The organism is Leptolyngbya sp. Heron Island J, from assembly GCF_000482245.1.
Taxonomy (GTDB): Bacteria; Cyanobacteriota; Cyanobacteriia; order Phormidesmidales; family Phormidesmidaceae; genus Leptothoe.
In genome coordinates, this window is the sequence record NZ_AWNH01000005.1 from 24,746 (window position 1) to 51,324 (window position 26,579).

Genomic DNA, 26,579 nt, shown 5'->3' on the forward strand with positions numbered 1-26,579 from the left:
GAATACGCCTAGGATGCGATCGCACTCCTGGCCATTTGCAATTCCTGGATGCGCTCCAGCGTACCAGCCGGAATAGCCGAGATCAGCTGTTTAGTGTAATCCTGTTGCGGATCGTTATAAATGTCATCAGCGGGGCCTAGCTCTTCTAGACGACCTTGATTCATCACCATGATGCGATCGCTCATAAATTTGACCACACCCAGATCGTGGGAGATAAACACATAGGTGAGGCCAAACTCTGCCTGCAGCTCCTTGAGCAGGTTGAGTACCTGAGCCTGCACCGAGACATCCAGGGCAGACACTGACTCATCACAGATAATAAATTTAGGATTGAGCGCTAAAGCACGAGCAATACAGATACGCTGCCGCTGTCCACCCGAAAATTCATGGGGGAAACGATTCACACAGCCAGGATCAATATCCACCCGTTCTAACAGATAGGCCACTCGTTCTTGCAGATTACGGCGACTGCGAATTACCTTGTGGATCTTTAATGGTTCTGCAATAGCCTTGCCGATGCTCATCCGTGGATCAAGCGAGCTAAACGGATCTTGGAAGATGACCTGCATTTCACGACGCAGTTTGCGCATCTCTCCTCTAGATAGCTGGCGAATATTGCGGCCCTCGAAAAAGATATTGCCTGCCATCGGTTCAATCAACCGCAGCAGGACCCGCCCAAGGGTGGTTTTGCCGCAGCCCGATTCACCCACTAGACCAAAAGTTTCGCCTTTGTACACGTCAAACGACACATCGTCTACAGCCATAAAGGTGCGGGTAGTTTGGCCAAACACGCCTTTTACTGGATAACCTACCTTGAGGTTCTGCACAGTGATCAGGGGTGTTTCTCTGCTAAGTTGCTCTAAACGACTGGCGGTTTCTGCTGCGGTAACTTCGGCCATGAGGTCAGCAGCCTCGTCATTGTCAAAGTGACGCGCAAAAATCTTAAACTCACCATCAGGTTCATCTTGAACCTGCATGTAGTCAGCCACTGTGGGCAGCTTTCGCAAGCGTTGTTCGGGCCGAGGACGACAGGCTAACAGCCCCTTAGTGTAAGGATGTTCTGGATGGGCAAAAATTTGATCCACGGCACCATATTCAACAATCTTGCCCCGATACATCACCGCTACATCGTCGGCAATTTCGGCGATGGTGCCCAGGTCGTGGGTGATAAAAATCATGGACATGGACCGGCGATCCCGCAGATCCCTGAGCAAATCTAGAATCAGGGCTTGAACGGTAACATCCAGGGCGGTGGTGGGTTCGTCGGCAATAAGTAAGGCTGGATCGCAGGCCATGGCCATTGCGATCATCACCCGTTGAAGCTGACCACCAGAAAGCTGATGGGGATAGCGTTTGAGAATAGCTCTCTTACGTTGTTGGACCGCACGGGCAATGGCATTACGGTCCGTAAGTTGCTGTTCTTGAACGACCAGGTTGCCGAGGTCTTCATCCCTGGGTAGCAGCTTGACCTCTTGTAGCCGATCAATAACTTTTTTTTCGGCTTCTGCTTTAGTGACACTGTGATGCTGCTGGATCGCTTCAATTAGCTGAAATCCGCAGGTATAAACCGGGTTTAAGGAACTCATCGGTTCCTGAAAAATCATTGAAATTTGACTGCCCCGATAGTCCTGCATCTGCTTGGGTGAAGCCTGACATAGGTCAACCGGTTGAGTATCTGCTGTCGCTGAAAAAAGAATTTCGCCGCTGGTAATTCGTCCCGGTGGATTGGGCACTAGCCCCATGACCGAGAGGGATGTGACGGATTTGCCTGAGCCTGACTCACCGACAATACCCAGGGTTCTACCTCGTTTGACCTGAAAAGAAATACCATCAACTGCCTTGATCACGCCGTTGGCAGTATCAAATTCGACCTTTAAGTTACGGACATCAAGGATGGTTTCGCTCATGGCTATTTAGTGAGGATTTAGAGGTGAAAGCGGGCAAAACTGTTGCAAGATTGGCAAATATTTGCGACTTAAACTTAATTATTAACGATGTTCGAAAACCTGTGGTTACCTATGTATTTATTTGGAGTCAGCCAACTATAGTTAGAGATAGAGTCAGCCATTGAAACTTCGGCAAATCCGCGTTAGTGCCAGCATGCAAAGGATCGGTATTGTGAGTTAGCCACTGATTTTGCCAAGTGCCCATCCTTGTGGGTAAAACGCGTATCAGGCGTTGTGTACGCTTAGTCCAGCATCATAGCAAGCCTTCGCCGTTGACTATTAGTTATGTTGTCTCTATTCCCATCATGGCCCAACTTGCGATCGCAGTTTTGATCGTTCTGATCGGTTCCGCTATCTGTTCAGGTACCGAGGTTGCACTGCTGTCCATTCCCCTACTCAAAGCTCGTCAGCTTGCCCAAAATCGTAATCCGGCCACCGTTGCTTTATTAGCCATTCGAGAAAAGATTAACCGACCGATTGCCACCATCGTTATTCTCAATAACATCTTTAATATTGTTGGTAGTTTTGTCATCAGTCGGATTGCTGCGGACCTTTTTGGCAATCTAATGCTGGGCATTTTTTCTGGCCTGCTCACATTTTTAATTATTTTATTTGCCGAAATTGTTCCCAAAACCATCGGCGAGCGCTATGCCGAACAGTTTGCCTTATTAGTGGCAATTCCCGTCCGTAGCCTCACCTGGCTGATGACGCCGATTATTCTAGTACTAGAAAGATTGACAGCACCACTGTTGCAAGGGCACGAGCGCCCTGTCACTAATGAAGCTGAGATCAAACTGTTAGCCATGTTGGGTTATCAAGAAGGTTTGATCGAAGATGATGAAGCCGAAATGATTCAAAAAGTCTTTCGGATGAACGATATTGCTGCAGAGGACATTATGACGCCGCGGGTGGCCATTACCTACATCCAGGGTAATCAGTCCCTGGAGTCGGCCCAGCAAGAAATCATGCAGTCGCAGCATAGTCGCATCATTGTGACGGGTGAAGAGCTTGATGATGTCCTCGGGGTGGCCCTCAAGGCTGAACTGTTGGCGGCCCTGGTGCAGGGACGCGGTCAAGACCCGGTTACCAGTTGTATGCGTCAGGCCCGCTATATTCCAGCAACAGAGCGCTCCGATAAGCTACTAAAAACCTTCCAAACTGCCCGTGAGCACCTAATGATTGTGGTTGATGAGTATGGCGGTGTCTCCGGGGTCGTTACTCTAGAAGATGTCTTGGAAGTGCTAATTGGCGAAATCGTTGATGAAACGGACCGGAATGTTGACCTCCAGGCTTTGGCCCGACAGCGTCGTCGCCGCTTATTACAGCGCCAGGGATTTCAGACCGATTTAAAACGCCATCGGTAAGGATGTACAGCTATAGGCCCTTATGAAGGGTGCAAAGCCGACTGCAGGTGCTTGATACAAAGCTTTACATCATCCGTCATGTAAAACTGTCCGGGTGCTAAATATTCAAAAAACTCCTGAGTCAGGGAGCTATAGGGCATGAGCACGACTGGCTTCTGGGCCTTTAAAGCCAGAGCGATCTCAGAAACGGTCCCTAACCCCAGACCACAGGCAATGATCCCATGGCTAGAAAGGACATTAATGGCATTGCGAGCATGGCCCATGCCAGTGACGATGGGTAGAGTGACCCCGTGGGCAATATCGATGCCTTTGTCGTCCGGTAAAATTCCTAGTACGGTGCCGCCAACGGAGGCTGCGCCCTGACTGGCGGCCTCCATCACGCCTGCAGGACGCCCTCCTGTCAGTAATATCCAACCTTGCTGAGCGACAGCCTTTCCGAGTGCATAGGCCAGCTCTCGCTCAGCAGCTAACGCGTTATTTCCTGGTCCCATGATGCCAATGATGCTTTGGATGGTCATTATTGGGTAGCTTCCGGCATTGAGGCCATTTCATATGAAGTAACGTATGAGTTCTTATTTAAGTCCTACCAGTTGGCTACATTAGCAACCGATAACATCTGATTTTGGTTGCTATGTTAGGTAATGGTTTGGCGATTTTATAGCTATTGGTAAAACCGTGTCTCCGTGGTTTGGAGATTCCTTTTCCTTCGTTCGATTATCCTCGTTCATTCAATTATGATCCATTCTGCTCGTTCGGCGGCTCAATCGCTTTGGCTTGCCCAGGTCGTGTTGTCTTTAAGCGGCTTAAAGCTGAGGCAGTTAAAGCGATGGCGGTCAGTGTTATGGGCCGGTGCTGTAGCGGTGGGTGTGGTGATAAGCACCCCAGTGCAGGCGGCAGAAAGGGTCAATATTCAAGTCGGTCCGATTAAACAAACGCTTTATGTAAGCGATTTAGAAGAATTTGCGAGAACAGGGCAAGTGCCGTCTCGTTTGCAGCTGTACCAGTCAATCTTGACGCCTGAGCTGCGGACGATGCTCAATAATCGAGTGGTCCTTGATCCAGACATGGCCGATCGCATGGTCGCTGATATTTTGGCATCGCCCAATGGTGAGTTGCTGCTGGATTCGTTGTCTCGGGTAGCTCCTGACCTGACGGTAGAGCAAATTCGTGAGGCTATTCGGTTAGCGGCTAAACAGACTAATGGGCTTAGTATGCTGGGTGTGTTGCGAGCAGTCCCGCAGGAAACGTTAGATATCGATTTGACAGCGGCCCTGGCCCTGGCCTCCCAGCTAAATCTGTCGCGATTAGAGGGAGATGCCCTCAGTAGTGTGCTGGAGCAGGAGCTGCTGGTGAGCGATGATCTCAAGCTACCGACTGACATTGATCCTACACAGGGGGGGCCATTTGAAGTCACTCAGCGCTCATTTCGGTTTGTAGATAGCGATCGCAACCGGCTCATCCCCCTAGACATGTATGTGCCTGCTGCGGCTGTTGTAGAAGATGCACCGCTGGTGGTCTTATCCCATGGGTTTGCCGCCGATCGGCGTTTTTTAACCTATATCGGCCAGCATCTGGCCTCCTATGGCTTGACGGTGGTTGCCTTAGAACACGTCGGCAGTAATGTGGATGCCCTCAACAATACTCCCTTAGATCCTGCAGCTATCGAGGAACCTAGCCGCATTTTGCCAGCCAGTGAATTTCTGGATCGGCCCCGTGATGTTACCTATCTGCTAGACCGCTTGGCATGGATGGAGCAGGTTTCACCTATGTTGAGAGGCAAGTTTGATACTGACCAAGTTGTCCTAATTGGTCATTCCCTTGGTGGCTATACCGGATTTGCCCTGGCAGGAGCCCAGCTAGATTTGTCGGCTTTACCCTCTTTTTGTGCCAGTCTGACCCCGGTGGGGCTGTCACCAGCGGACTGGCTACAGTGTGCAGCCGTAAAACTGCCCGAAGTCACGGCTGATCTCAGCGATCCACGGATTACTCAAGTCATTGCGATGAACCCTTTAATCGGTCGATTATTTGGTCGCAAAGGGTTAGCAGATGTAGCGGTACCCAGTATTATTCTGACTGGCACGAAAGACGGAGTAACCCCCACTCTGGCCCAGCAGTTAGGACCGTTTAATCAGCTTTCGGGACCAGATAATCATTTGATTGCGGTGATTGGTGGTACCCATCTAAGCGTGGGCGATCCCGAGAATGTTAACGTAGCCCTGACTCAGATTCCGTTTATGCCAGAGCTATCGGGTGAGCAATCGGCTACTCTACGTGAATATCTGAGGGCACTTTCCTTAAGTGTGGCGATGCAGCAGACGGACCAAGCAGAGGTCTTCCGTGTTTTTCTGGAGCCAGCCTATGCCCAGCAGTTTTCTACGGGGTTGATGCCCCTCAGAATGACCCAAAGGCTACCCGAAAGTGTGCAGACCTGGCTTAGAACCGTGGCACCTGAGCAAGCGCGTGCTGAAGGGGAGACTCTGTGGTCCTGGATGCATTTAAAGACTCTGGATGCCCGGAAGTCGATTGGCGGCGTGCAGCGTCGGATGATGGCTTATCTACGACAAGAGCAGGTGTCGATTACGGTGCTGTATTGGCCAATGGGATTGCCGTGGATTTAAGTCTGAGTTCCAGGCTGGTTAATGGATTGCGATCGCTGCAGGTCGAGTAAGGCTGCCGATTCCCGTGGACTGACGAGGCTGTTGGCACAAAGAATGCCGGAGGCAGCGACGGCGGGAACACCGATGCCAGGAAGGGTGCTATCGCCTACTCGGTAGAGTCCTTTGATGGGTGTCTTGCAGCTGGGAAATAGACCTTGACCAGCGGCAATGGCAGGACCATAGGTGCCCTGATGACGGCGGAGAAATCGTTGGTGGGTGAGGGGTGTGCCGATGAGTTTGAGGGTGATGCGATCGCAAATATCCGGTATCACTTTCTGCAAGGCTCGAATCAAGGGTTGAGCCTTAGCCTCTTTCTTGGTGGCATAGTCTGGATCTCGCTGCCAGCCTGACCAAGGTTCAAGGGTGTAAGCATGAACTACATGGTGACCTGCCGGTGCTAGCGAGGGATCTAGCACCGATGGAATAGAGATCATGCAAGTATTGCCAGGGGTGGTGATATCTTTATCCGTATCGTGAACCACCACATGATGGATGGTTAAATCTTCCAGTCCTTCAGCTCGAATGCCCAGATGCAGGTGCATAAAGCTATCAACCGCTGGCGTATCCAATGACTTTTGTCGATAGCTAGCTGGCAGTTCAGAGTAATCCAGTAGGTGATTGTAGGTGTCCCACAGGGTGGCGTTGGAAATGACGGTATCGGCGCGAATCCGTTCGCCAGTTTTGAGGACCACCCCCTGTGCCCGATTGTGTTCTGTCCAAATCTTGCTGACATGGGTGCCCAAGCGAAGTTGGCCACCCCAGCGCTTTAATCCCCGAATCAGTGCATCCACTAAGGCCCCACTGCCGCCAATTGGATAGTCAATCACAGATTCAGTTCGCTCCCCAAACATAAAGGCCATTTCAGGGGCAACGGTTTGGTGGGCTTTCATCCCCGATAGCAAAAAGCATTCGAGATCAATCAGCTGCCGCAGCCAGGGATCTTGGACAGTGGCAGCGACAAAGTCTCCCATAGAACGCCCTAAACCCTTCAAATGAGGTAGCAGCTGTAACATGGCTTTGGGGAAACGCTGGATCAGTAGCGGTAATAGCCAACTATCTGCACGTAGTGCCAAGGTGGGAATTGACCCCAGAGGACGGTAAATAGCTAGCATCTTCTTGGTCAGTGTCTGCAGTTCTTGGGCTGCTTGAGGGCTGACCTCTGCCAACGATGCCTGATAACGTTTGGCATCACCATAAATAGCCAAGGTCCGCTCAGGAAAATGATAATAACCCAGCGGCTCATAGGTGATGGCATCAACCGTTTCACCTAGGGCGTTCAGCACCTCCCGCAGTGGATTACAGGATTTAGGGTCGGCTAGACCACAATAAAAAGACGGTCCAGAATCAAAGGTAAATCCTTGACGCTTAAACCCATGGGCTGCGCCGCCAGGCAGGGTGTGACTTTCGCACACTAAAACTTGCCGACCATAGCGAGCGAGTAAGCCAGCAGCTACCAGGCCACCGATACCGCTACCAATGACGACGACGTCAAACGATTCCATAGGTATTCCCTGCCCATACGTAGAGACGTTCAGCGGAACGCTTCTACATTTTCCTATGATTTGTGTTGTCCTATGGTCTGTTTATCGGATCAAAACTTGCTCAATTTGAGGAAGACACTCACGCACAGCCGTTTCTTCTTCAGGATGAATATCCTTGAGTTGGCTAATCCGCCAGTGCGTAGAGCTTTCTAGCTCCTGAGCCTCTTGCTGTAGACGGAGATATTCGTCCGTAGCTTCAGGCTGATTACTGATTTGATTGAGACGTTGGGTAATGGCGTCTCGTTCACGGTCTCGATACTCATGCGCTGCTTGAATCTGCGCTGCAGCACCCCCAGATTTAACCACGGCATAGACATCCATTAGCCGTTGGTATTTGTCTAAATACTTAGAATCCACATTTTGAACAACAGGATTGCTAAGCACGTTCCCAGAGGTGGCGAGACGTTTGCGCCGACTCCACCAATGTAGAATCACGGGAATGGATGTTTGACTGATTAATGTCTTTTCGGAAAGCAGATGCATAGTTACAAACCTCATGGACTAACCCGGAAGGTCGAAGCTAATTCCCCAAGGGGTAATATTTAATACTAAAGCGTTATTGGCACACCTGGTGTCTTATTTACGGACATCTTTAATATTGTTAGCTTGGCGTAGTTAGAGCGTCAGGTTCACCCTCTCTCAGGGTATTTGTCAAGATCTCTAATCGCTTAATTTGGCACAATGCTCAAGGCAATATTTTTTGGTTTTCACGGTGTCATCATTAATGACGACGCCATTCATCCACAGCTGATTTCCCAGCTGTTGTTGGCAGAAAATCTGCGATTTGATCCAGATGAGTATCAGGAAAGATATCTCGGCCGTAGCGATCGCGCACGGCTAACGTCAATTTTGCAGACACGCGGGCGTTTTGTGCAGGATGATTATTTGGATGGGCTGCTGCGAAAAAAGGCGGCAGGCTATAGTGAATGGCTGCGATCTCAACCTAAGCTCGCCCTTTATCCAGGGTTAGACGACTTGTTGTATCAAATTCGCAGCAGACACTACATAACAGCCATTGTGACTGGAGCCCAGCGGGCTGACGTAGAGGAAGTTTTGGCAACAGCTAAGCTGACTGATCAATTTTCCTTGGTGGTGTCTGCCAGTGATATGCCTGTGGCAGCCAGTAAGCCAGCTCCCGACAGCTATCTTGCCGCAATTGATCAATTGAACCTGCTGAATCCTGAGCTGGTTCTGACTCCCCAAAATTGCTTGGCGATTGAGGCTTGCTTTGCTGGCATCGAAGCGGCTAAAGCAGCTAATGTTCCTGTGGTTGGTGTGGCTCAAATTTATCCATATCACATGATTCAGCGCTGTGCGACCTGGGCGGTCGACTACTTGAACGAAATTGACTTTGATTGGATTGCTCCACGTTATGAACAGGGATCGAATGCCGCTACCATGGAGGAAAAGCCAGCTGTGTAACCGTTCCAGGGGAGTGTTTGGATGATGAAAGTGGCAGTGACTGGAGCAACCGGTTTTGTGGGATCGCGTTTAGTTCAGCGGCTCCATGAGTTGGGCCATCAGGTCAAAGTATTTACCCGTAACCCTGAGCGGGCCAGAAAAGTCTTCCCAGAGTCTGTGTTCAAGCAGGTAGAGATTGTCGGATATACCCCTCAAGAGTCAGGCGATTGGCAGGCTGAAGTGTCTGGTTGTGATGGGGTAATCAATCTGGCAGGAGAGGCGATTTCAGAACGCTGGACGCCTGAGCGCAAGCAGGAAATCATGAACAGCCGTGTCATGGGCACTGAGAAAATTGTCGAGGCTATTAGTAAGGCTGATGTCAAACCCAAGGTACTGGTTAGTGCTTCAGCGATTGGTTTCTATGGCACTAGCGAAACGGCTGAATTCTATGAGACGAGTGAGCCCATCAAGCAGGATTTTTTATCACAAGTGTGTCAGAGATGGGAAAAAGCTGCAGATAAGGTAACGGACCATGGGACACGGCTAGTAATTGTGCGGATTGGGATTGTGCTGGGGATGGGGGGGGCGATCGCAAAAATGGTCACACCCTTCAGACTCTATGCCGGTGGTCCCATTGGCAGCGGCAAACAATGGTTTTCCTGGGTCCATCGCGACGATCTAGTCAGCCTATTTATCCAAGGCCTTACTGATGAAACTATGGCTGGTGTTTACAATGGCACAGCGCCCCACCCCGTGCGTATGTCTGAGTTATGCGAAGCTCTAGGCAAAGTTATGAACCGCCCCTCATGGCTGCCTGTTCCTGACTTTGTCATTGAGACCCTATTAGGAGACGGTGCGATCGTTGTCCTCGAAGGGCAAAAAGTCCTCCCAGAACGCACCCAATCCACCGGGTTTTCCTTTACTTACCCCAAGGTAGAGCCTGCCCTGCGAGAAATAGTTGTCGAATAATCTGCTACTGCACCACCTGGGCTCCATGGCTACGTGGATCAGCGGTTGACCCTGACGATGGTTCCAAAGCAGTTTCCACATCCGAAGTCTGTCCTGCTGCCTGAGCGTAGGGCAGTTCTTCCCCTGCTACTAAAGCCGTTAAATTCTGTGCCAGCACTGCCCGTGGTACCTCACCAATGGCTGAACCAGCATCATCACCACCCTGATCTAGAAATGCAAAATGCGGAATCCCATCTACCCGATAGTGCAGCATTTCCGGTAACCACTTGGTATTGTCCACGTTCAGCATGACAAAATTCACATCCTGCTGATACTCATTTTTGAGCTGTTGCAAGTCCCCAGCCATTGCCTGACAGCTTGTGCACCAATTTGCATAAAACTCCACCAGCGTAGGTTTGCCATTAGTGAGCGCCTGTTCTAACGGCACTGCTGCCTTGGCCATATCAGAAAGTGAAGCAGAAGGCGTGCGAGTTTGCAAGCCTAAAACTACCGCTACACTCAGTACGACAGCCACAGTCACCACCACAAAATTTCGTAATCGTTGCCCTAGACCACCAGATTCAGAGGAGTTAACCAACATAGAATAAAAAAGCGCCCATAGCGTCACTACAGCATCTTCTTCAGTCTAACGGAATGAAAAAGCGCGTTACCCTGACATTTCCAAAACAGACGGTGAATATGCCAATCACCTATCGATTGGCTAAGGATTTCAACGTAGCAGCCAATATTATTCGCGCCCAGGTAGCACCTAATCAGGTAGGAAAAGGTGTAATCGAACTATCTGGTGATATTGATCAACTAGATGAAGCAATAGAGTGGATGCGTAACCAGGGGATTGGCGTTTCCCTATCCAGCCGCGAAATTTTGATTGATGAAGATCTATGCGTTCACTGCGGGCTGTGTACTGGGGTCTGTCCAACGACAGCACTGAGGTTAGACCCCGATAGCTTCAAGCTAGTTTTTAATCGGGCCCAGTGCATTGTCTGTGAGCAATGTATTCCGACCTGCCCGGTACAAGCAATTTCAACTAACCTCTGAAGGCCCTGATGAAGCAATTACCCTGGCTATCATCATTACTGTTACTCCTGGCCTACATGGGGTTTGGTGCTTTTTTGCATTCTCGGCACAGCCCTGACTTTATGTGGTGGCTAGCCTTGGGCTATGCCGTACTTGAAGCGGCGTTACTAACTATTGTTTGGAAGCCCTTACGTAACTTCTTTTTACTTGGGTTTCAATCCGATGTGGGCTATACGGTTATGGCCTTGGTGCTTGCTTCTCTCGCTGTAGTGATAGTTTCCTGGATTCAGATTTTCATTTACTTCCTGGTAATGCTGGCGGCAGCCCTATTACTACGGGTAGAACTCTTAATTCGCAATGTCGGGAACAATTTGGCCTTTGTCACAATCCTTTTGCTGTCCCTAATGGGGTTAGGACTGAGTCGGGTAACGACAGAACTAGTGATGACACTTAGGCCAACAGTACAGGCTGTAATAAGCCTATGGACACTATAGGAATCGGCATAGGCCAAACCGCGTAGGTTTTCTTTTAGGTGATGCTAATGAAAGCACAAGCGTTTAACTGTTGCCCCTACCTCGTGAACTTCAGGTTCTCGGGGTACTTTTTTGTTTATTTTACTTTCAACAAATAGAAATAGAAAGCCAGTGAGCCATACACCGTAACAAACTTAACGATGATGAAGTTATGGACGCTGCAGAAATCGGCACAAAAATTACCGTTTAGCCAGCTTCCTGAGCGATGCTAATGAAAGCACAAGCGTTTAACTGTTGCCCCTACCTCGTGAACTTCAGGTTTGCGAGGTACTTTCTTATTTAAAGGAAAACGATTCAATTTTAGGTGAGTTTAACATTAACTAACCCACTAGAACCGATTAACTTCACTAAGCGACAACTATGAGTGGTAGATGCACTGTATGCGTATAATAGCGCACATAGCTGCTCCCCAGGCTGTAAATAAATTATGGACACTATAGGAATCGGCATAGGCCAAATCGCGTAGATAGGTTTTTTAAGCGAATCTAATGAAAGCACAAGCGTTTAACTGTTGCCCCTACCTCGTGAACTTCAGGTTCTCGGGGTACTTTTTTATCTAAAGCCTTTATTTACTAGCTGTTAGCTTCATCTGAAGCTAACAGTGTGATCAGTAAGCTGTGTTCAGTGCCCATATGTCTACGGTTGGCCTTGTTCAAGATGACCGGCCTTGGCTTGGTCAAGTGTCTTGGTATTCTAGAACCTGCTGTTGATGGTGCATTGCCAAAACAACAGAGTCGAAAACCTTAGAAGTATGGACAATCTAAAAATCGACACAAAATGGAAGTGTCTAGCCGTTCTTCTGAGCGAATTTAGTGAAAGCACAAGCGTTTAACTGTTGCCCCTACCCTGTGAGACATCTTGGTGTTTCCGGGGTACTTTTTTGGGTATTAAGCAGTGAAGGCGAAGAGACGTTAAACACGCCTATATACTCAAAGGGGGCAGCGGCTCAGCTACATCCTTTTAGACTAAGCTGGTTGCCGCCTTCCTTTGCACCCATTCGGTAATCAGTGGATTCACCAGTTCGGGTGCTTCATCCTGGGGGCAATGACCCACTCCTTCGAGTGGTATAAATTGTTCGACGACGCTATGTTGACTGAGTTCCCGACCAAGTGCGATGGGTTCCCACGGATCGGCTTCACCCCACAGCATCAGTACCGGGCAGGTGAGCTGCGGCAACAAGTCTTCAGGTAGTGGTCCCTGGGAGTAACTGATAAATGCGATAAAGACATCTACCGCTGTGGGGTCGCAGGCAGGGGCCAGCAGTAGGTCAATGAGTTCGTCAGTGACGGCTTCCTTACGACCGTAGGCCTGACGCAGAACATTTTTTAGGGTTTTGGGCTTGGCTAGCCTTGAGAAAAAGAACTTGCCGATAGGCTTGTAGTTGAGGATAGCCTGGAGTAATGGTGTGGGCGCGCTGCGGTACCAGGGTAGGGTAGCGCGTTTGCGATCGTGGAGTAAGCGTAAAGAACAGTCCAGGACAATCAGACCTAGCACTTGGTCGGGGGCCATGGTGGCAGCTTGCATCGCGACGATGCAGCCAATGGAGTTGCCAACTAGAAAGATAGGCTCACCAATAATCTCTTGGCAGAAGTCAATAACCTGCTGGCCCCAGGTTTCGAAGGTGTAATTGATGGGATCACCGGGGATGGGTTTCGCGGACTGACCATAGCCAATCAGGTCAATGGCGTAGACACGATGGGCCTGGCCCAGATCGGGCAGATTCTTTCGCCAGTGGTCACTGTGGGCTCCGAAACCATGGATCAGCAGTAGCGGTGGTCCTTGGAGCCCTGCAGTTTGATAACGAATAGGAAAGCCTTGCCAGGTCCAGAAGTGATTTTGTGTCGATGCTAGTTGAGTCATGGAAGCGGCAAGCCATTAAATACTTCTGGATAAAGTATTACGTAATATTTGCTGTTCTGCTTTTTGGGTTGAGATACCGCAATGATCAGTTTGGCTTCATTTGGAAGCTGCAGACACATAAACCGAGATATTGAACATCATTGAGGATCCTGAAAATGGTGTTGTAGAGCCACACAGTGATCGGTTCAATCAGATGATAAATGACTGTTGCTTGTTGGTCATGAGCTGATTGAGAAAAGATGCTTTGTAATGGACTGATTGTTCTTACGTCCTGAGCTGATGTGATGGATATGGATTTTTCTTCAGCTATTCAGTTTGCCACCAATGGTGATTTCCAGAAGATGACTTTTTTGTTCCCTACAAGGGAAGAGATACTTTGAGATAATGATCATGGCTGTTGCTGATCCAGAGATAGGCTATATCGTCTTAGAGAAGTTGTTGAAATAACCACTCTCGCCTTATTGCAAAGCTATTTCTATTATTCAACGTACAGCCACTGCAAACGTTGATATCAAAAGAAGCTTATATGGTGTGTTTAGAGCAAACAGCTACAATCAAAAAACATGTCGTAGCCCCCAAACCTGTTTATCAGGTGCGATGAGCTGTCCCCTCTGAGGGGGATGGCTCAAAATTTTATCTTAATGGTTCTACGGCTGTTGCTGGTCCTAAAATTGAAATGTAGGAGTCGACAAAACAGCGCTTTGCAGCGGCCTGAGCTTCTTCAATGGTGACTGCTGTGACGTTCGTTTGAAACTGTTCGTCATACTCAGTGCCCAGGCCCAAAATCTCATACCAGCCTAACAGCTGAGCAATTTGACCGTTGGTCTGTTTGCCTAAGGCATATTGTCCCAAGATTTTGTTCTTGGCTACCTGTAACTCATGGGCGGTGAGTGGTATTTCACATAGACGTCTGAGTTCGCTCTGCAGTCCATCTAGGGCTACAGATGTATTTTCTGGAGCAGTGCCAATGTATGAGACAAACTGTGATGGTCCTAGACGAGTTGGGTAAAAAGCTGAGACATCATAGGCAAGCCCTTGTTTCTCTCGTAGTTCGACAAATAGGCGACTGGATAAACCGTTGCCCAAATGGGTGCTTAACAGCTTAAGGGCGGCGAAGTCTGGATGCTTTACTGATGCTGCTAGATAACCAATAATTACAAACGCTTGGTTGGTTTCTTGAGGGGTGACAATGCGATAAGCATGGGACTCTAGAGGGGGCAGTTGTGCCTCAGGTGCGGCATAGTCGGGTGCTTTCCAATCGCCTAGCAGTTTATCTACTAAGGCAACGGCTTTTTCGGGGTCAATACGCCCGACAATGATAACTACCATGTTGTCAGGGCGGAAATACTTGCTATGGGCCTCCAATAGGTGATCGCGCTGTATGGCCATAACGTTTTCTTCTGTCCCCATGCTTGAAAAGCCATAGGGATGGCTGCCATACATGCCTTCACGAAAATACTTATAAGCCACACTAAAGGGCTGCTCTTGCATGGAGCGCAGCCCCTGAATCGTTAATTTGCGTTCGAGCTCAATTTCGTTTTCAGGAAAGCTAGGCTCGCGAATAATTTCGGTAGCTAGGGTAAAAATTTCTTCAAAGTCAGCGGATACAGTTTTAACACTCACTACGCTGTAATCTGAGGCACTGTCAGCGCCTACGCTTGCGCCTACATATTCTACTGCTTCTGCGATATCCAGGGAATTGCGGTGAGTCGTTCCTCGAGTGAGTAATGATGTTAATAGACTGAGTATGCCGGCATTCTCAGGGGTTTCATGACCCTGGCCAACTGGTAAAAACAATCTGGCTGAAACGATATCAGCGGCTGAATTTTCGATAGCAATAACTTTCAAGCCATTGCCCAGATGGGTCGTGATGGAGTTTTGTTTCGGGGCAGTGGATACAGTCACAGGTATTGTGGTTAGAGGTAGTAGTGAAGGTTAATCAGGAGGTAAAACCCAGCCGCATTGATTCAAGCAGGGGTGAGGGCCAGGGTCCCGCAGTGGTGAGGGGATAAATATTGCTTGGCCAGGGGGAGCAGTTGCTCAGCGGTATAGGCTCTGACGTAATCGGGATAGGCTAGGGACAGCTCAGGGGCGGCTAAAGTTCCATAATACCCGTATAGTCCGGCTAGTTGGCCTGGGGTTTCCATTGAAAATGCATAATCATTGCATAAGACCCGCTGTGCACGTTCTAACTCCTGTGTGCTAATCGGGATGGTAGCTAGGGAGGCAATGCGATCGCAAATGACCTGTTTTACCTCCTTAATATGGTGCGGCGCTAACCAAGCTGACAACACAAACAAACTACAATCCTGCTGAACGGAAAAACTACTCGCGATATCATCTACCCACTGCCGATCTTCGCGCAGCTCCCTCACCAGACGAGACATACGCCCCTCGGCCAAAACTGTCGCTAGAACATCTAGGCCGCAGGCCGCTTCTAAATTATCAATACCAGGTCCCAGCCAAGCCATTAACAAACGCCCGTGCTCCAGACGAGGTAGCGATAGCGTATGACTAGGATTAGTCATTAAACGAGGGGGAGAAAGCAACCCTGCTGATGGACACGATTCCCGCTGTGCAAATGTTCGAAATGTCGCTTGGATAAGCTCTAATACCCGCTCCAGGGAGACGCCCCCTGTAATCACCACTTGCATATTGTCGGGCTGGTAGTAAGTCCGATGAAACTGGCGCATTTCTTCTGGAGAACGCTCCTGCAAAATCTCAGGAGACCCTAGCACCGAGCGCCCATAGGGATGATCCCCATAAATCATCTCTGAAAGAGTCTGAAATCCAATCCAATCTGGATCGTCCCATGACTGATGAATCTCTTCGATGACGACGTGCCGTTCTCGCACAAACTCATCTGCTGGGATGGCCGCATGGAGCAAAAGTTCCGCCAGATAAGGCAGGGCATCAGCCAGATCAGCCGTCGCTACGGTCATATAAAAATGAGCATAATCATGGCTAGTAGCTGCGTTTGTCAGTCCTCCTCGACTTTCAATCGCGGCATCAAACATCCCCGGTAAAATCTGCTCAGTGCCCTTAAACACCATATGTTCTAAAAAATGAGCCATGCCAGTCCAGCCATTAGGCTCATAGCGTGCTCCTGCCTTGATCCAAACGTCTACAACGACTACAGGGGTGGCTGTAATTTCTTGGTGGATTACGGTTAAGCCGTTATCTAATGGAATAACGTTGGCAGGAAATGGAGAGCAGTGCTTACCACTGTTGCTATCAGACGTGTTGGAGGCAAAAAGGTCGGGAACTGAACTCAAATTACTGGTTGCCTACTGTGCAAAACTTGTGTACATGCTATCGCTCTACGTTGTTTTCGGGAATACATTCCTGGCTGAAGTTGCAAACATGAAATAAATCACAAAGATCAGGGAAATTAAGTGACTTAGCGCTGTAAATGTTCGGATAAAACAAACAATGGCCTAGCCACATTAGTAGCTAAGCCATCAGTTGAAAATAAACATAGATTAAAAAACTCTACTTATTAAATCGAAGGTTGGGATCAAGGATAAACGACTCAGAAGAACCGTTACCCGTTACCCACCATCGATCACTTCAACATTTGTTCTCGACTTCTTACAAACCGCTGGATAGCTGTAAAGGCAACATAGACCATTAGTAAGTAACTAGTCGCAAATAGCAACATGAGCAGGGGGGTAAAGGGGTGAGTCATAGACGTAGCGGGGGTGAGAGGAGCAACAAGGACGATTCGCCTGCTTAAAAGCAAGCAGCAGGAATTGACAGCACGAAGCTGGTTCAAATCAACTTGAGATGCTCAATAGTCAAAAAGCTCTAATACCAGGATCACCCAGCACAATACGCGTTGCAGTATCGCTCGTCACTCCGTACGCACTTAAGTGTGTACATGCACCGATAAACTCTTTAACCAATCGTCTGCTTGAGGCCTGACTAAGCTGACCTAGCTGTGGGTTAAGTCAGATAAGTTGGTATGCTCTCTAGACATAGGTTGGCCGCGGATAACAACGCATCCTAAGCCATCGCAACACCTTGGCGAACAATCCCAGTAGCTCCAAATGCCGTAAGTGGCACCAGAACAAAGCTACTAGTAGCAATCATCAAGCTTGCTTATGAAATTTTTCAATTCCTACTATTAGACTAACATAAGCATTTGTTATTTACATAGCCTGAATCAAAAAAATGAAATAGAAATATCTAATCAATACTGGCCAGAACGTGCGCTTTGTGGGGTGCCAGACTTAGAGGGCTTCAAAGTGCTGAGGGAACAGGTGTTTCCAGATTTTCTAAATGGATTTACGACACCAATTGAGTCGTTAGCTTAGAATGAATGTGGATTACTTAAAATTTCGTAATCAAGCCGTCTGAGCATTTTCTCCCATGACTTCAACAACATCGCTGTTTGCCCCCGTCGAAGCCGATCTTAGGCTCCTGACGGATAATCTAAAGCAGCTGGTCGGTGCTCGGCATCCTATTCTCTACGCTGCTGCGGAGCATCTGTTCGGGGCTGGAGGAAAGCGCATTCGACCTGCGATTGTTCTGCTGCTATCACGCGCCACGGTGATGGAGGCAGAGATTCCAGCTCGACATTTTCGCCTGGCTGAAATTACTGAGATGATTCACACCGCTAGTCTTGTGCATGATGATGTGGTAGATGAATCATCCCTAAGACGAGGGGTGCCTACGGTTCACAGTAGTTTTAATAATCGGGTCGCGGTTTTGGCTGGTGATTTTTTGTTCGCTCAGTCATCCTGGCACCTGGCAAACTTGGATAATCTAACGGTGGTCAAGCTGCTTTCCCGCGTGATTATGGATTTAGCGGAAGGTGAGATTCAGCAAGGTTTGAACCGCTTTGATACGACTCTTTCGATTGATGCCTACCTGATGAAGAGCTACTACAAAACGGCATCGCTGATTGCTAATAGCTGTAAGTCGGTTGGTGTGTTGAGTCAGGTGTCTGACACGCTAACCGAGGCGCTATATCAGTATGGGCGTAATTTGGGATTAGCGTTTCAAATTGTGGATGACATTCTCGACTTCACGGGCTCTGAGGAGGTGCTGGGTAAGCCTGCTGGTTCTGATTTGCTGAGCGGTAACCTGACGGCTCCGGTGCTTTATGCTATGGAAGAAACTCCCTATTTGACTACGCTAATTGAACGTGAGTTTGCTCAAGGTGGGGACTTTGATGAGGCCATTGCCTTGGTCAGAGCCAGTCGTGGTATTGAGCGCTCACGGGAACTGGCTTCGCAGCATGTTGAGAAGGCTGTGGAGAATTTAGCGGGTCTGTCTGCGTCAGAGCCAAAACGAGCTTTGGAAGCGTTGTCCAGCTATGTGCTCAGCCGGTTGTACTAGACTGTTGACACGGTTTGGGAATAGATGCTTGCAGAACTAGGCTGTTGCCATATACTCTCGGCTGAGAGCCTACATCGGCTTTCTTGCTGTGTCGGAGTAAGCAAAGGCAGGGATGGAGCATCCGGTGAGTCCAGTGGTGTGTCTAGGAGAAATTCTGGTTGATAGCTTTTGGCTAGGTAACCAGGATCAGAAGATGTCGTTGCCTGGTGGTGCGCCTGCTAATGTTGCGTGTGGGCTGGCAAAATTGGGGATATCGGTTGAGTTTGTCGGGGCAGTGGGGGTTGATGCTTGGGGGCAGGCGTTAACCAGGCTCCTGCCAGACTTGCAGGTTGGATCGCGTGGGCTGCAACGGCATCCAACGGCTCCTACCCGTGAGGTTTTTGTGTTGACGGATGAAGCGGGGGAGCGTTCTTTTGCGGGTTTCTCTTTACCTGATCCTGCAGGGTTTGCGGATGCTCATTTGATTTGCGATCGCATCGATCCCCACTTATTTAATGGCATAAAGTATTTAGTACTCGGCACCCTGGGGCTTGCCTATCCTCAAACGCGAGAGTCGATTCTGCAAGCGGTGGAGTGGAGCCACCAGTACAATAGTCGAGTCGTATTGGATGTTAACTGGCGACCGATGTTTTGGGAAAATCCAGCCCAGGCCACAGGATTGGTTATGGATTTACTCAAGCATGTGTCCTTTCTAAAATTATCGGATACTGAGGCACAGTGGCTGTTGGATACGACGGACCCGGTTGAGATCGCGGCCCAACGTCCCTATTTGGAAGGGGTGATGGTGACGGCAGGGGCAGCTGGCTGTCGTTATTATCTCGGTGGCCACAGTGGCTATGTGTCTGGGTTTGATGTTGATGTGGAAGATACAACTGGCGCGGGAGATGCCTTTGTGGCTGGGTTTTTGCATCAGCTTTGTACCCGTGGTCGTAGCTGTCTATTAGATGCTGAGTGTGCTCATGAGGTGGTGCGGTATGCCAGTGCGGTGGCAGCGCTGACGACGACACGGTCAGGTGCGATCGCAGGACAACCCACACCGAGAGAAGTGGATGCGTTTTTGTTTCTGAGAAACTAATGGCTAAGGAGATCGAACGTAAATTTCTGGTGCAGGGCGATGCTTGGCGTGACCTGGCGGAGGGGCGTTACTACTGTCAGGGATATGTTCCTACCCAAGGGACGCCGACGGTGCGAGTCAGAATCATTGGGGAGCAGGGATATCTAACCCTGAAGGGACCGGTGAAGGGGATCAGCCGCTCTGAGTTTGAGTATGAGATTCCCGTGGCAGATGCCCAGACAATGCTAGTTGAGCTCTGCCAAACCCCGTTTATTGAAAAATATCGCTACCGTATCCAACTAGAGGATTGGATTTGGGAGGTGGATGAGTTTTTAGGAGATAACCAGGGGCTGATTTTGGCTGAGGTAGAACTCACCCATGCTGAGCAAACAGTTGATTTGCCCGCTTGGATTGGTAAAGAGGTGACTGGAGATCCGCGCTATTACAATTCGAACTTGGTGCAGAATCCGTTTAAGAATTGGGGACTGGGTTGAATTTTTACCCTTTCTTTAAGCTATTGGGTTGTTGTAGAGCTTTGCTTTTAAGTGATAGAAGTCGATGGGAGCGTAACCCAACTACGTTGTGGTTAATTATATGAGCCCTTGAAGATTCTTTGGGACTGTCCTCGACCCAGGCGCTGTTCCCCCGGCATTTGATAGGGGACATGGCCGTTGCCATTGCTAGAGGGTTTATTGAGATCGCTGAAGGGGGGGACAAAGGCGTGACGATCAGAGTCGTAGGCGAGGATGCTGCCATCATTAATATTGTAGATCCAGCCATGGAGAGATAGGTCACCTCGGTGAAGCATGGAACGAACAGCTGGATAGGTGCGCAGATTTTCAATCTGAGTTAGCACATTTTCAGCGACTAGCATATCCAGCTTGTCAGATTTTTCTAGGTCGCCATAGTTGTCTTCAACCAACTGGCGAGTTGCTTCTGTATGGATCAGCCAGTTGTAAACCAAGGGCATTTTTTCTTCCAGCTTCCCAATCTGTAGTAAACCCTTCATGGCACCACAGCTGGAATGACCACAAACAATAATGTGGTCAACGTTCAAAGATTTGACAGCGTATTCAATGGTGGCTCCCTCACCGCCATTAGTTGCGCCAAATGGGGGGACAATGTTGCCCGCATTGCGAATGACAAATAGTTCACCCAACTCGGCTTGAGTGATTAATTCTGGCTGTACCCGCGAATCGGAACAGGTAATGAATAAGACAGTGGGGCTTTGACCCTTGGCCAGCGTGGCCATCAATTTTTTGTGGGAAGGAACGTAGGTATCTTGAAACTGACGCAGCCCCCGCATTAACTTTTTCATTGCCGTTGGTCCTCAATACCTGTTCCTGTGGGTGGGAAATGTAAATACCCCTTAATTTTTATCCCATATCTTTAGAGTGCTGAGTGCAAAGTTTTGCTTATCAATGTGATTAAGAGTGATGAGCAGTGGGCAATCGGCAGTGGGGGATTGCTTTAACGATTTTTCTCTAGATGGAATGTTTTTGTGGTGATGGGTATCGCTACAAATCATCGCTATGATGCATAAGCCTTTGTTTCTATAGTGAAATGCTATGACTGATGATGTGCCTGAGATTAAGGCGATATATACAGACGGTGCTTGTTCAGGAAACCCTGGTCCAGGGGGCTGGGGGACGGTGATTTATTTTGTAGATGGTCAGATCCACGAGCTGGGCGGTTATGAGCCGGGGACAACTAATAATCGGATGGAGATGCAGGCTGCGATCGCAGCCCTCCAATTTCTTCAACAGCACGATTACCACACTCCCATCGAACTCAATACCGATAGCAAATACCTGATCCACGGCATCACCCAATGGATGCGTGGTTGGAAGCGCAAAGGCTGGAAAACAGCGGCAGGTAAAGCGGTTCTAAATAAAGATCTGTGGTTAGCGCTAGATGAACTCACCCAGACTCTGAACGCAGAGCAAAAGGTTGCAATTGATTGGAACTATGTCAAAGGCCATGCAGGCAATGTGGGCAACGAACGCTGCGACGAAATTGCTCGTGCCTTTTCTCAAAAACGCACCATCAGCCTAAAAAAATCAGTTGATGCCAACGCTGGCAATAGTTCTAACCCAGCGGCAGGTGCTGTGGTCAAGCCAAATCCCAAATCCCGCACTCCAAAAAACGTTGACCCACAAACAAAAATCCCCTTACCCACCATCGATACGACCCTGAGCGATATGTCCGACACTCGAATTAACCGCGTTAGCAATATGCTGAAACTGCTGCAAACGGCTGACGAACTTGCCAAGCAGGGATATCTGATCACGACATCGGAACTTGTGGTGTTAACTGGAGTATCTGCTATTGAACTGGCCAAGCGAGGAGATGATTGGACCTGGCGTAATTGGACGGTTTCCTGTGTTAGTAGCGAGTCTGATCAAGAGAAATTCTGGCAATTGGAGAGAATTGGTGAATAGGCGAACTCCCTGCTGAATAGAGCATGTTATACCAAATCCAAATTCATCAAACCCGATTAAAAATAGACAGTTCTGTAGGGAGCATCTCCTTGTGGGTGCCCTTAGGTATCGGACGCTATCAGTCAGGATTTCGTATTAGCCTTATCGAGATGGGTAGATAGAAGCAAAAAAAGAAGGACTCCTCGAACGAGGAATCCTTCTTTTTTTGAACTAAGCCTTACAACTTAGCCGTAACTAAAGCACTAGCCGTTGATTGCAGGAGCGCTCAAAGCAACAGGTACTTCAGCACCGGCAGCCAAGTCGAGCGGGAAGTTGTGAGCATTACGCTCGTGCATGACTTCCATACCCAGGTTGGCGCGGTTGATCACGTCAGCCCAAGTACTTACTACACGACCCTGGGAATCCAAAATGGACTGGTTAAAGTTAAACCCGTTCAAGTTGAATGCCATGGTGCTGATGCCCAGTGCAGTGAACCAAATGCAAACCACCGGCCAAGCGCCCAAGAAGAAGTGCAAGGAACGGCTGTTGTTGAAGGAGGCGTACTGGAAGATCAAACGACCGAAGTAGCCGTGGGCTGCAACGATGTTGTAAGTCTCTTCTTCTTGACCAAACTTGTAACCATAGTTCTGGGACTCAGTCTCAGTGGTCTCACGAACCAAGGAGGAAGTTACCAGAGAACCATGCATCGCGGAGAACAAGGAACCACCAAATACACCCGCCACACCAAGCATGTGGAAGGGGTGCATCAGGATGTTGTGCTCAGCCTGGAAGACAAGCATGAAGTTGAACGTACCGGAGATACCCAGAGGCATACCATCAGAGAAGGAACCCTGACCAATGGGGTAGATCAAGAACACTGCAGTTGCAGACGCCAAAGGAGCGGAGTAAGCAACACAGATCCAAGGACGCATACCCAAGCGGTAGCTCAATTCCCACTGACGTCCCATGTAGGCAAAGCAGCCTAGGAGGAAGTGGAAAATGACCAGCTGGTAAGGGCCACCGTTGTACAACCACTCATCTAAGGAAGCAGCTTCCCAGATGGGGTAGAAGTGAAGACCGATAGCGTTGGAAGAAGGAATTACAGCACCGGAGATGATGTTGTTGCCAAGTAGCAACGAACCAGCAACGGGCTCACGGATACCGTCAATATCAACGGGAGGAGCAGCGATGAATGCAATGACGAAGCAAGCAGTGGCAGCCAGCAGCGTAGGAATCATCAGCGTACCGAACCAACCAACATAAATGCGGTTGTCAGTGCTGGTGACCCAATTGCAATACTGATCCCACATGCTAGCCCGATCACGGGATTGCAAAGTAGAAGTCATAGTGATGATGAAGTTATGAACACGAGTCAACACTACCGTGAAGGCCTACAGAGTCAAATGATTAATCTCTGTAGCAAATGAGTATGTGAAGACTCGTTTATAAGATTAGTAAATGTGCTTAGCGGATTGTAGGGGTACGATACGAAACTTGCAGGATTGATACATTTCTACGTAAAAAATGAGTGATTGCTCATCGTTAGCCAGGAGGCCAGCTGAGTGAACGACCGCCTAGCAAGTGCATGTGAAGGTGGAAGACGGTTTGGCCCCCATCTTCGTCGGTATTAATCACGACCCGATAGCCATTGCTCAAGCCTTCTTTTTCAGCAATTGACTTTACAGTTAGCAACATATGACCTAGTAATTCTTTGTCCTGGTCTGCTATGTCTGCAAGTCTTGGAATTGTTTTTTTAGGAATAACTAGTATGTGGGTCGGTGCTTGGGGGTTGATATCTCTAAACGCCAGGCATAGTTCATCTTCATAAATGATGTCTGCTGGAATTTCTTTGCGGATGATTTTGCCAAAAATTGTGTCTTCACTCATAGTGCGTTGATGGGCATAACGCTCTGCATTGTAAGTGTTAGACCGTTCTCAAGCGGCTAATACTTTCTTTGTTTTGCAGCGATGGCAACAGTCAATAAAGCTGGAGTTTATTTGCCGACTGGTGGCTGAGGAAACTGAACTTGGGAATAGAGCCAATTAGCGATTAATTTTGGGCAGTTTTTCTTTGACCAGCGCACAGCTAAGGAATGGAATACGGGTTTGGTCAAGCGAGCAATCCACTTCATCATGCGGTTGAGTGGACGGGGCTTAACACGATAATTGATCAGATTATTGGAACCAATGTCATAGAGCCGATCTAAGACAAGTTGCAGTGTGGCTTCTTCTCGGCTAAACATATTTTCTAGTAAAAGTTCCACATCCTTCATGTGCTCATCGGCCAGCTGTTTTTCACGGATGGTGATGGCGACCTCGGAGGATTTGGAAATTGTCAGCATGGTTTTTTTAAGATCGTTTTCTATAGGTGATTTGACTACGACTTGCTGATTTGTCGAGGATTAATCTGAGAAAGATTTGAGCTAATTAGGAAGTTTTGATTTTAGACTACCTGGCCTGATTTCATCAGTAATAAGTAGATAGCCGAGAGTAAACGTCCCTAACACCGCTGGTTTCGACTCCGCTCAACCAGCTAATTTAGAGAAATGAGGGCTGAGGCTTCGATGGTAAGGCTTCGACGGTGAGCTCAGCCGAACCGCTCAGCCGAACCGTGGAGTCGAAGCCCGGATTGATGGATAGTTTTGTCTATTCACGTTAGCAACGATTATGAATCCATCAGCGACTACTAGCGATTAACAAAGCGCTGAAGATTGTGCATTTAACTCTCTAACATCCAAATACGATACTTTAGGATTTGAGCGTGTGATTCTCGTCGTGTTGGTGGGTTGCTGGCAAGAGGTGACTGTCAGTTTCTGCCGACAAATCTAACCACCACATAGCGCTCTAATTATGAGCTTGGGCATGCTACGTAAACATGTAGGAGGCCATCATGCTGGCTAGAATTTGGAGTGCATCGCTAATTGGTATTGATGCTCTAAAAGTTGGTGTGGAGGTGGATCTGTCGGGAGGTTTACCGAGTGTAGTGGTGGTAGGCTTGCCCGATACGGCTGTCCAAGAGTCCCGTGAACGGGTGAAGGCAGCCCTAAAAAATGCAGGTTTTCCGTTTCCTATGCGGAAAGTGGTGGTGAACCTGACCCCTGCCGATGTACGTAAAGAAGGGCCAATTTACGATTTGCCGATTGCCATTGGCATTTTGGCGGCAGCCGATCTGGTGAACCAAACATGTTTAGATGAGTATCTGCTATTAGGTGAACTTTCGTTAGATGGCAGTCTGAGACCTGTTGCCGGTGTAATGGCGATGGCGGCTGCAGCACCCCAGTTGGGTATTAAAGGGCTGCTGGTGCCAGAGGATAATGCGCAGGAAGCAGCGGTGGTGCCTGGTCTTTCAGTCTATGGCTTTAAGTCAGTCACGGATGTGGTCGATTTTCTGAATAGCCCTAGCGATCGCACACCGCTAACAATTAACGGGAATGAAGCCCTGGCCCAGGCTACCCCCCATGCCGTAGACCTACGAGACGTTAAAGGCCAAGCTCAGGCCAGACGGGCGCTGGAAATTGCCGCAGCCGGAGGCCATAACCTAATTTTTGTGGGACCGCCAGGTAGTGGCAAAACAATGCTGGCGCGGCGGCTATCAACTATTCTGCCGCCGCTAAATTTCCAAGAAGCCCTGGAGGTTACCCAAATTCATTCGGTAGCCGGTTTGCTAAAAGATAAAGGCACACTGGTCACCGAGCGACCGTTTCGGAGCCCCCATCACTCCGCCTCGGGGCCTGCCCTGGTCGGTGGGGGTAGTTTTCCCAAGCCAGGGGAAATTTCCTTAGCCCATCGCGGCATTCTTTTCCTGGATGAACTGACCGAATTTAATCGCAAGGTGCTGGAGTTTTTACGTCAGCCGCTGGAAGATGGGTATGTCAGTATTGCTCGGACCAGGCAGTCGGTTGAATTCCCGGCTCAGTTTACCCTGGTGGCTAGTACCAATCCCTGTCCCTGTGGTTTCTTTGGCGATAGCGTTCAGCCTTGTACCTGTAATCCTCGCAGCCGCGAACTCTATTGGGCTAAGCTCTCAGGTCCCCTGATGGACCGCATTGATCTACAGGTGGTGGTTAGCCGGTTAAAACCCGAAGAAATTACCCAACATCAGCCTGGAGAGCCTTCAAAACCCGTGCGTCATCGGGTAGAACTAGCACGTCAGCGAGCCCAGTCTCGGTTTGCAAATGAGCCCAAGCTGCAGTGTAATGCAGATTTAGAAAGCCGCCATCTGCGTCAGTGGTGTCAGCTAGATGACACTTCACGCACATTATTGGAAACAGCCGTCCGTAAACTAGGATTGTCGGCTCGTGCGACTGACCGGATTTTAAAGGTAGCCCGTACCATTGCTGATTTAGCGGCTGTGGATAGCTTGGAATCAGGACATATTGCTGAAGCGATTCAGTATCGTACGATCGACCGTATGCAATAAATACCTGAGCTGACGGAACTTCCCCTAGGAATTTGTCGACAGGTGATTGAGGCG

General features: G+C 49.0%; 23 protein-coding genes. 11 read left to right on the plus strand and 12 right to left on the minus strand.

Annotation, left to right across the window (positions count from 1 at the left end; genetic code table 11):
* Nucleotides 1–8 precede the first annotated feature (8 nt).
* On the minus strand, nucleotides 9–1,907 hold the full coding sequence (locus N836_RS40440) for an ABC transporter ATP-binding protein (protein WP_023070186.1): 1,899 nt from the start codon (nucleotides 1,905–1,907) through the stop codon (nucleotides 9–11).
* A 344-nt stretch (nucleotides 1,908–2,251) separates the two neighbouring features.
* Here N836_RS40440 and N836_RS40445 point away from each other — a divergent pair, with 344 nt between their 5' ends.
* Nucleotides 2,252–3,310 carry a hemolysin family protein gene (locus N836_RS40445; protein WP_023070187.1) on the plus strand — a complete coding sequence of 353 codons (1,059 nt, stop codon included), beginning with the start codon at nucleotides 2,252–2,254 and terminating at the stop codon, nucleotides 3,308–3,310.
* A gap of 20 nt (nucleotides 3,311–3,330) precedes the next feature.
* Here the strand turns inward: N836_RS40445 and N836_RS40450 are convergent, their stop codons facing one another.
* Nucleotides 3,331–3,828, minus strand: a complete 498-nt coding sequence (locus N836_RS40450; RefSeq protein ID WP_023070188.1) for a TIGR00725 family protein — start codon at nucleotides 3,826–3,828, stop codon at nucleotides 3,331–3,333.
* A 216-nt stretch (nucleotides 3,829–4,044) separates the two neighbouring features.
* Between N836_RS40450 and N836_RS40455 the strand changes: the two genes are divergently transcribed.
* Complete coding sequence (locus N836_RS40455) at nucleotides 4,045–5,928, plus strand: alpha/beta hydrolase (RefSeq protein ID WP_023070189.1); 1,884 nt, start codon at nucleotides 4,045–4,047, stop codon at nucleotides 5,926–5,928.
* Here the strand turns inward: N836_RS40455 and N836_RS40460 are convergent.
* Nucleotides 5,925–7,469 (minus strand): phytoene desaturase family protein, encoded by a 1,545-nt coding sequence (locus N836_RS40460; RefSeq protein WP_023070190.1) that lies wholly within the window; start codon nucleotides 7,467–7,469, stop codon nucleotides 5,925–5,927. The two genes, N836_RS40455 and N836_RS40460, sit on opposite strands and share 4 nt — an antisense overlap.
* 81 nt (nucleotides 7,470–7,550) lie before the next feature.
* Nucleotides 7,551–7,991 (minus strand): hypothetical protein, encoded by a 441-nt coding sequence (locus tag N836_RS40465; RefSeq protein WP_023070191.1) that lies wholly within the window; start codon nucleotides 7,989–7,991, stop codon nucleotides 7,551–7,553.
* 198 nt (nucleotides 7,992–8,189) lie between these two features.
* Between N836_RS40465 and N836_RS40470 the strand changes: the two genes are divergently transcribed.
* Together N836_RS40470 and thyD are read left to right on the plus strand one after the other, a co-directional pair.
* Complete coding sequence (locus N836_RS40470) at nucleotides 8,190–8,930, plus strand: HAD family hydrolase (RefSeq protein WP_023070192.1); 741 nt, start codon at nucleotides 8,190–8,192, stop codon at nucleotides 8,928–8,930.
* Nucleotides 8,931–8,951: 21 nt separating this feature from the next.
* Nucleotides 8,952–9,878, plus strand: a complete 927-nt coding sequence (gene thyD, locus N836_RS40475) for a thylakoid membrane protein ThyD (protein WP_327058676.1) — start codon at nucleotides 8,952–8,954, stop codon at nucleotides 9,876–9,878.
* A 4-nt stretch (nucleotides 9,879–9,882) separates the two neighbouring features.
* Here the strand turns inward: thyD and N836_RS40480 are convergent, their stop codons facing one another.
* Nucleotides 9,883–10,458, minus strand: a complete 576-nt coding sequence (locus N836_RS40480; protein WP_023070194.1) for a thioredoxin family protein — start codon at nucleotides 10,456–10,458, stop codon at nucleotides 9,883–9,885.
* Nucleotides 10,459–10,511: 53 nt separating this feature from the next.
* Between N836_RS40480 and N836_RS40485 the strand changes: the two genes are divergently transcribed.
* Together N836_RS40485 and N836_RS40490 are read left to right on the plus strand one after the other, a co-directional pair.
* Nucleotides 10,512–10,916 (plus strand): NIL domain-containing protein, encoded by a 405-nt coding sequence (locus N836_RS40485; protein WP_023070195.1) that lies wholly within the window; start codon nucleotides 10,512–10,514, stop codon nucleotides 10,914–10,916.
* Nucleotides 10,917–10,924: 8 nt separating this feature from the next.
* Nucleotides 10,925–11,389: a hypothetical protein gene (locus tag N836_RS40490; protein ID WP_023070196.1), complete on the plus strand. Its 465-nt coding sequence runs from the start codon at nucleotides 10,925–10,927 to the stop codon at nucleotides 11,387–11,389.
* A gap of 999 nt (nucleotides 11,390–12,388) precedes the next feature.
* On the opposite strand, the gene N836_RS40495 is transcribed toward N836_RS40490, so the two are convergent.
* From N836_RS40495 to N836_RS40505, 3 genes are all read right to left on the minus strand, one after another.
* Nucleotides 12,389–13,288, minus strand: a complete 900-nt coding sequence (locus tag N836_RS40495; protein WP_023070197.1) for an alpha/beta fold hydrolase — start codon at nucleotides 13,286–13,288, stop codon at nucleotides 12,389–12,391.
* A gap of 633 nt (nucleotides 13,289–13,921) precedes the next feature.
* Nucleotides 13,922–15,193 (minus strand): M16 family metallopeptidase, encoded by a 1,272-nt coding sequence (locus N836_RS40500; protein WP_023070199.1) that lies wholly within the window; start codon nucleotides 15,191–15,193, stop codon nucleotides 13,922–13,924.
* Nucleotides 15,194–15,255: 62 nt separating this feature from the next.
* Nucleotides 15,256–16,563 carry a M16 family metallopeptidase gene (locus N836_RS40505; RefSeq protein ID WP_023070200.1) on the minus strand — a complete coding sequence of 436 codons (1,308 nt, stop codon included), beginning with the start codon at nucleotides 16,561–16,563 and terminating at the stop codon, nucleotides 15,256–15,258.
* Between the two features lie 1,096 nt (nucleotides 16,564–17,659).
* Between N836_RS40505 and sds the strand changes: the two genes are divergently transcribed.
* The 3 genes from sds (at nucleotide 17,660) to N836_RS40520 (ending at nucleotide 20,179) form a co-directional block, all read left to right on the plus strand.
* Entirely contained in the window at nucleotides 17,660–18,631 is a 972-nt protein-coding gene (gene sds / locus N836_RS40510; protein ID WP_023070201.1) for a solanesyl diphosphate synthase, read from the plus strand.
* Between the two features lie 112 nt (nucleotides 18,632–18,743).
* Nucleotides 18,744–19,706 carry a carbohydrate kinase family protein gene (locus N836_RS40515; RefSeq protein ID WP_023070202.1) on the plus strand — a complete coding sequence of 321 codons (963 nt, stop codon included), beginning with the start codon at nucleotides 18,744–18,746 and terminating at the stop codon, nucleotides 19,704–19,706.
* Nucleotides 19,706–20,179 carry a CYTH domain-containing protein gene (locus N836_RS40520; protein WP_023070203.1) on the plus strand — a complete coding sequence of 158 codons (474 nt, stop codon included), beginning with the start codon at nucleotides 19,706–19,708 and terminating at the stop codon, nucleotides 20,177–20,179. Before N836_RS40515 ends, N836_RS40520 begins: the two co-directional genes overlap by 1 nt.
* Nucleotides 20,180–20,271: 92 nt before the next feature.
* Here the strand turns inward: N836_RS40520 and N836_RS40525 are convergent, their stop codons facing one another.
* Nucleotides 20,272–21,003, minus strand: coding sequence for a carbonic anhydrase (locus N836_RS40525; RefSeq protein WP_023070204.1), 732 nt, complete (start codon nucleotides 21,001–21,003; stop codon nucleotides 20,272–20,274).
* A gap of 250 nt (nucleotides 21,004–21,253) precedes the next feature.
* Here N836_RS40525 and rnhA point away from each other — a divergent pair, with 250 nt between their 5' ends.
* Nucleotides 21,254–22,126 (plus strand): ribonuclease HI, encoded by an 873-nt coding sequence (rnhA, locus tag N836_RS40530; RefSeq protein WP_023070205.1) that lies wholly within the window; start codon nucleotides 21,254–21,256, stop codon nucleotides 22,124–22,126.
* 242 nt (nucleotides 22,127–22,368) lie between these two features.
* On the opposite strand, the gene psbA is transcribed toward rnhA, so the two are convergent.
* From psbA to N836_RS40545, 3 genes are all read right to left on the minus strand, one after another.
* Nucleotides 22,369–23,451, minus strand: a complete 1,083-nt coding sequence (psbA, locus tag N836_RS40535) for a photosystem II q(b) protein (RefSeq protein WP_031291203.1) — start codon at nucleotides 23,449–23,451, stop codon at nucleotides 22,369–22,371.
* Between the two features lie 196 nt (nucleotides 23,452–23,647).
* Nucleotides 23,648–23,992, minus strand: coding sequence for a histidine triad nucleotide-binding protein (locus N836_RS40540; RefSeq protein ID WP_023070207.1), 345 nt, complete (start codon nucleotides 23,990–23,992; stop codon nucleotides 23,648–23,650).
* Between the two features lie 107 nt (nucleotides 23,993–24,099).
* Complete coding sequence (locus tag N836_RS40545; RefSeq protein WP_023070208.1) at nucleotides 24,100–24,447, minus strand: hypothetical protein; 348 nt, start codon at nucleotides 24,445–24,447, stop codon at nucleotides 24,100–24,102.
* 548 nt (nucleotides 24,448–24,995) lie between these two features.
* Here N836_RS40545 and N836_RS40550 point away from each other — a divergent pair.
* Nucleotides 24,996–26,525, plus strand: a complete 1,530-nt coding sequence (locus N836_RS40550) for a YifB family Mg chelatase-like AAA ATPase (protein ID WP_023070209.1) — start codon at nucleotides 24,996–24,998, stop codon at nucleotides 26,523–26,525.
* Nucleotides 26,526–26,579 lie beyond the last annotated feature (54 nt).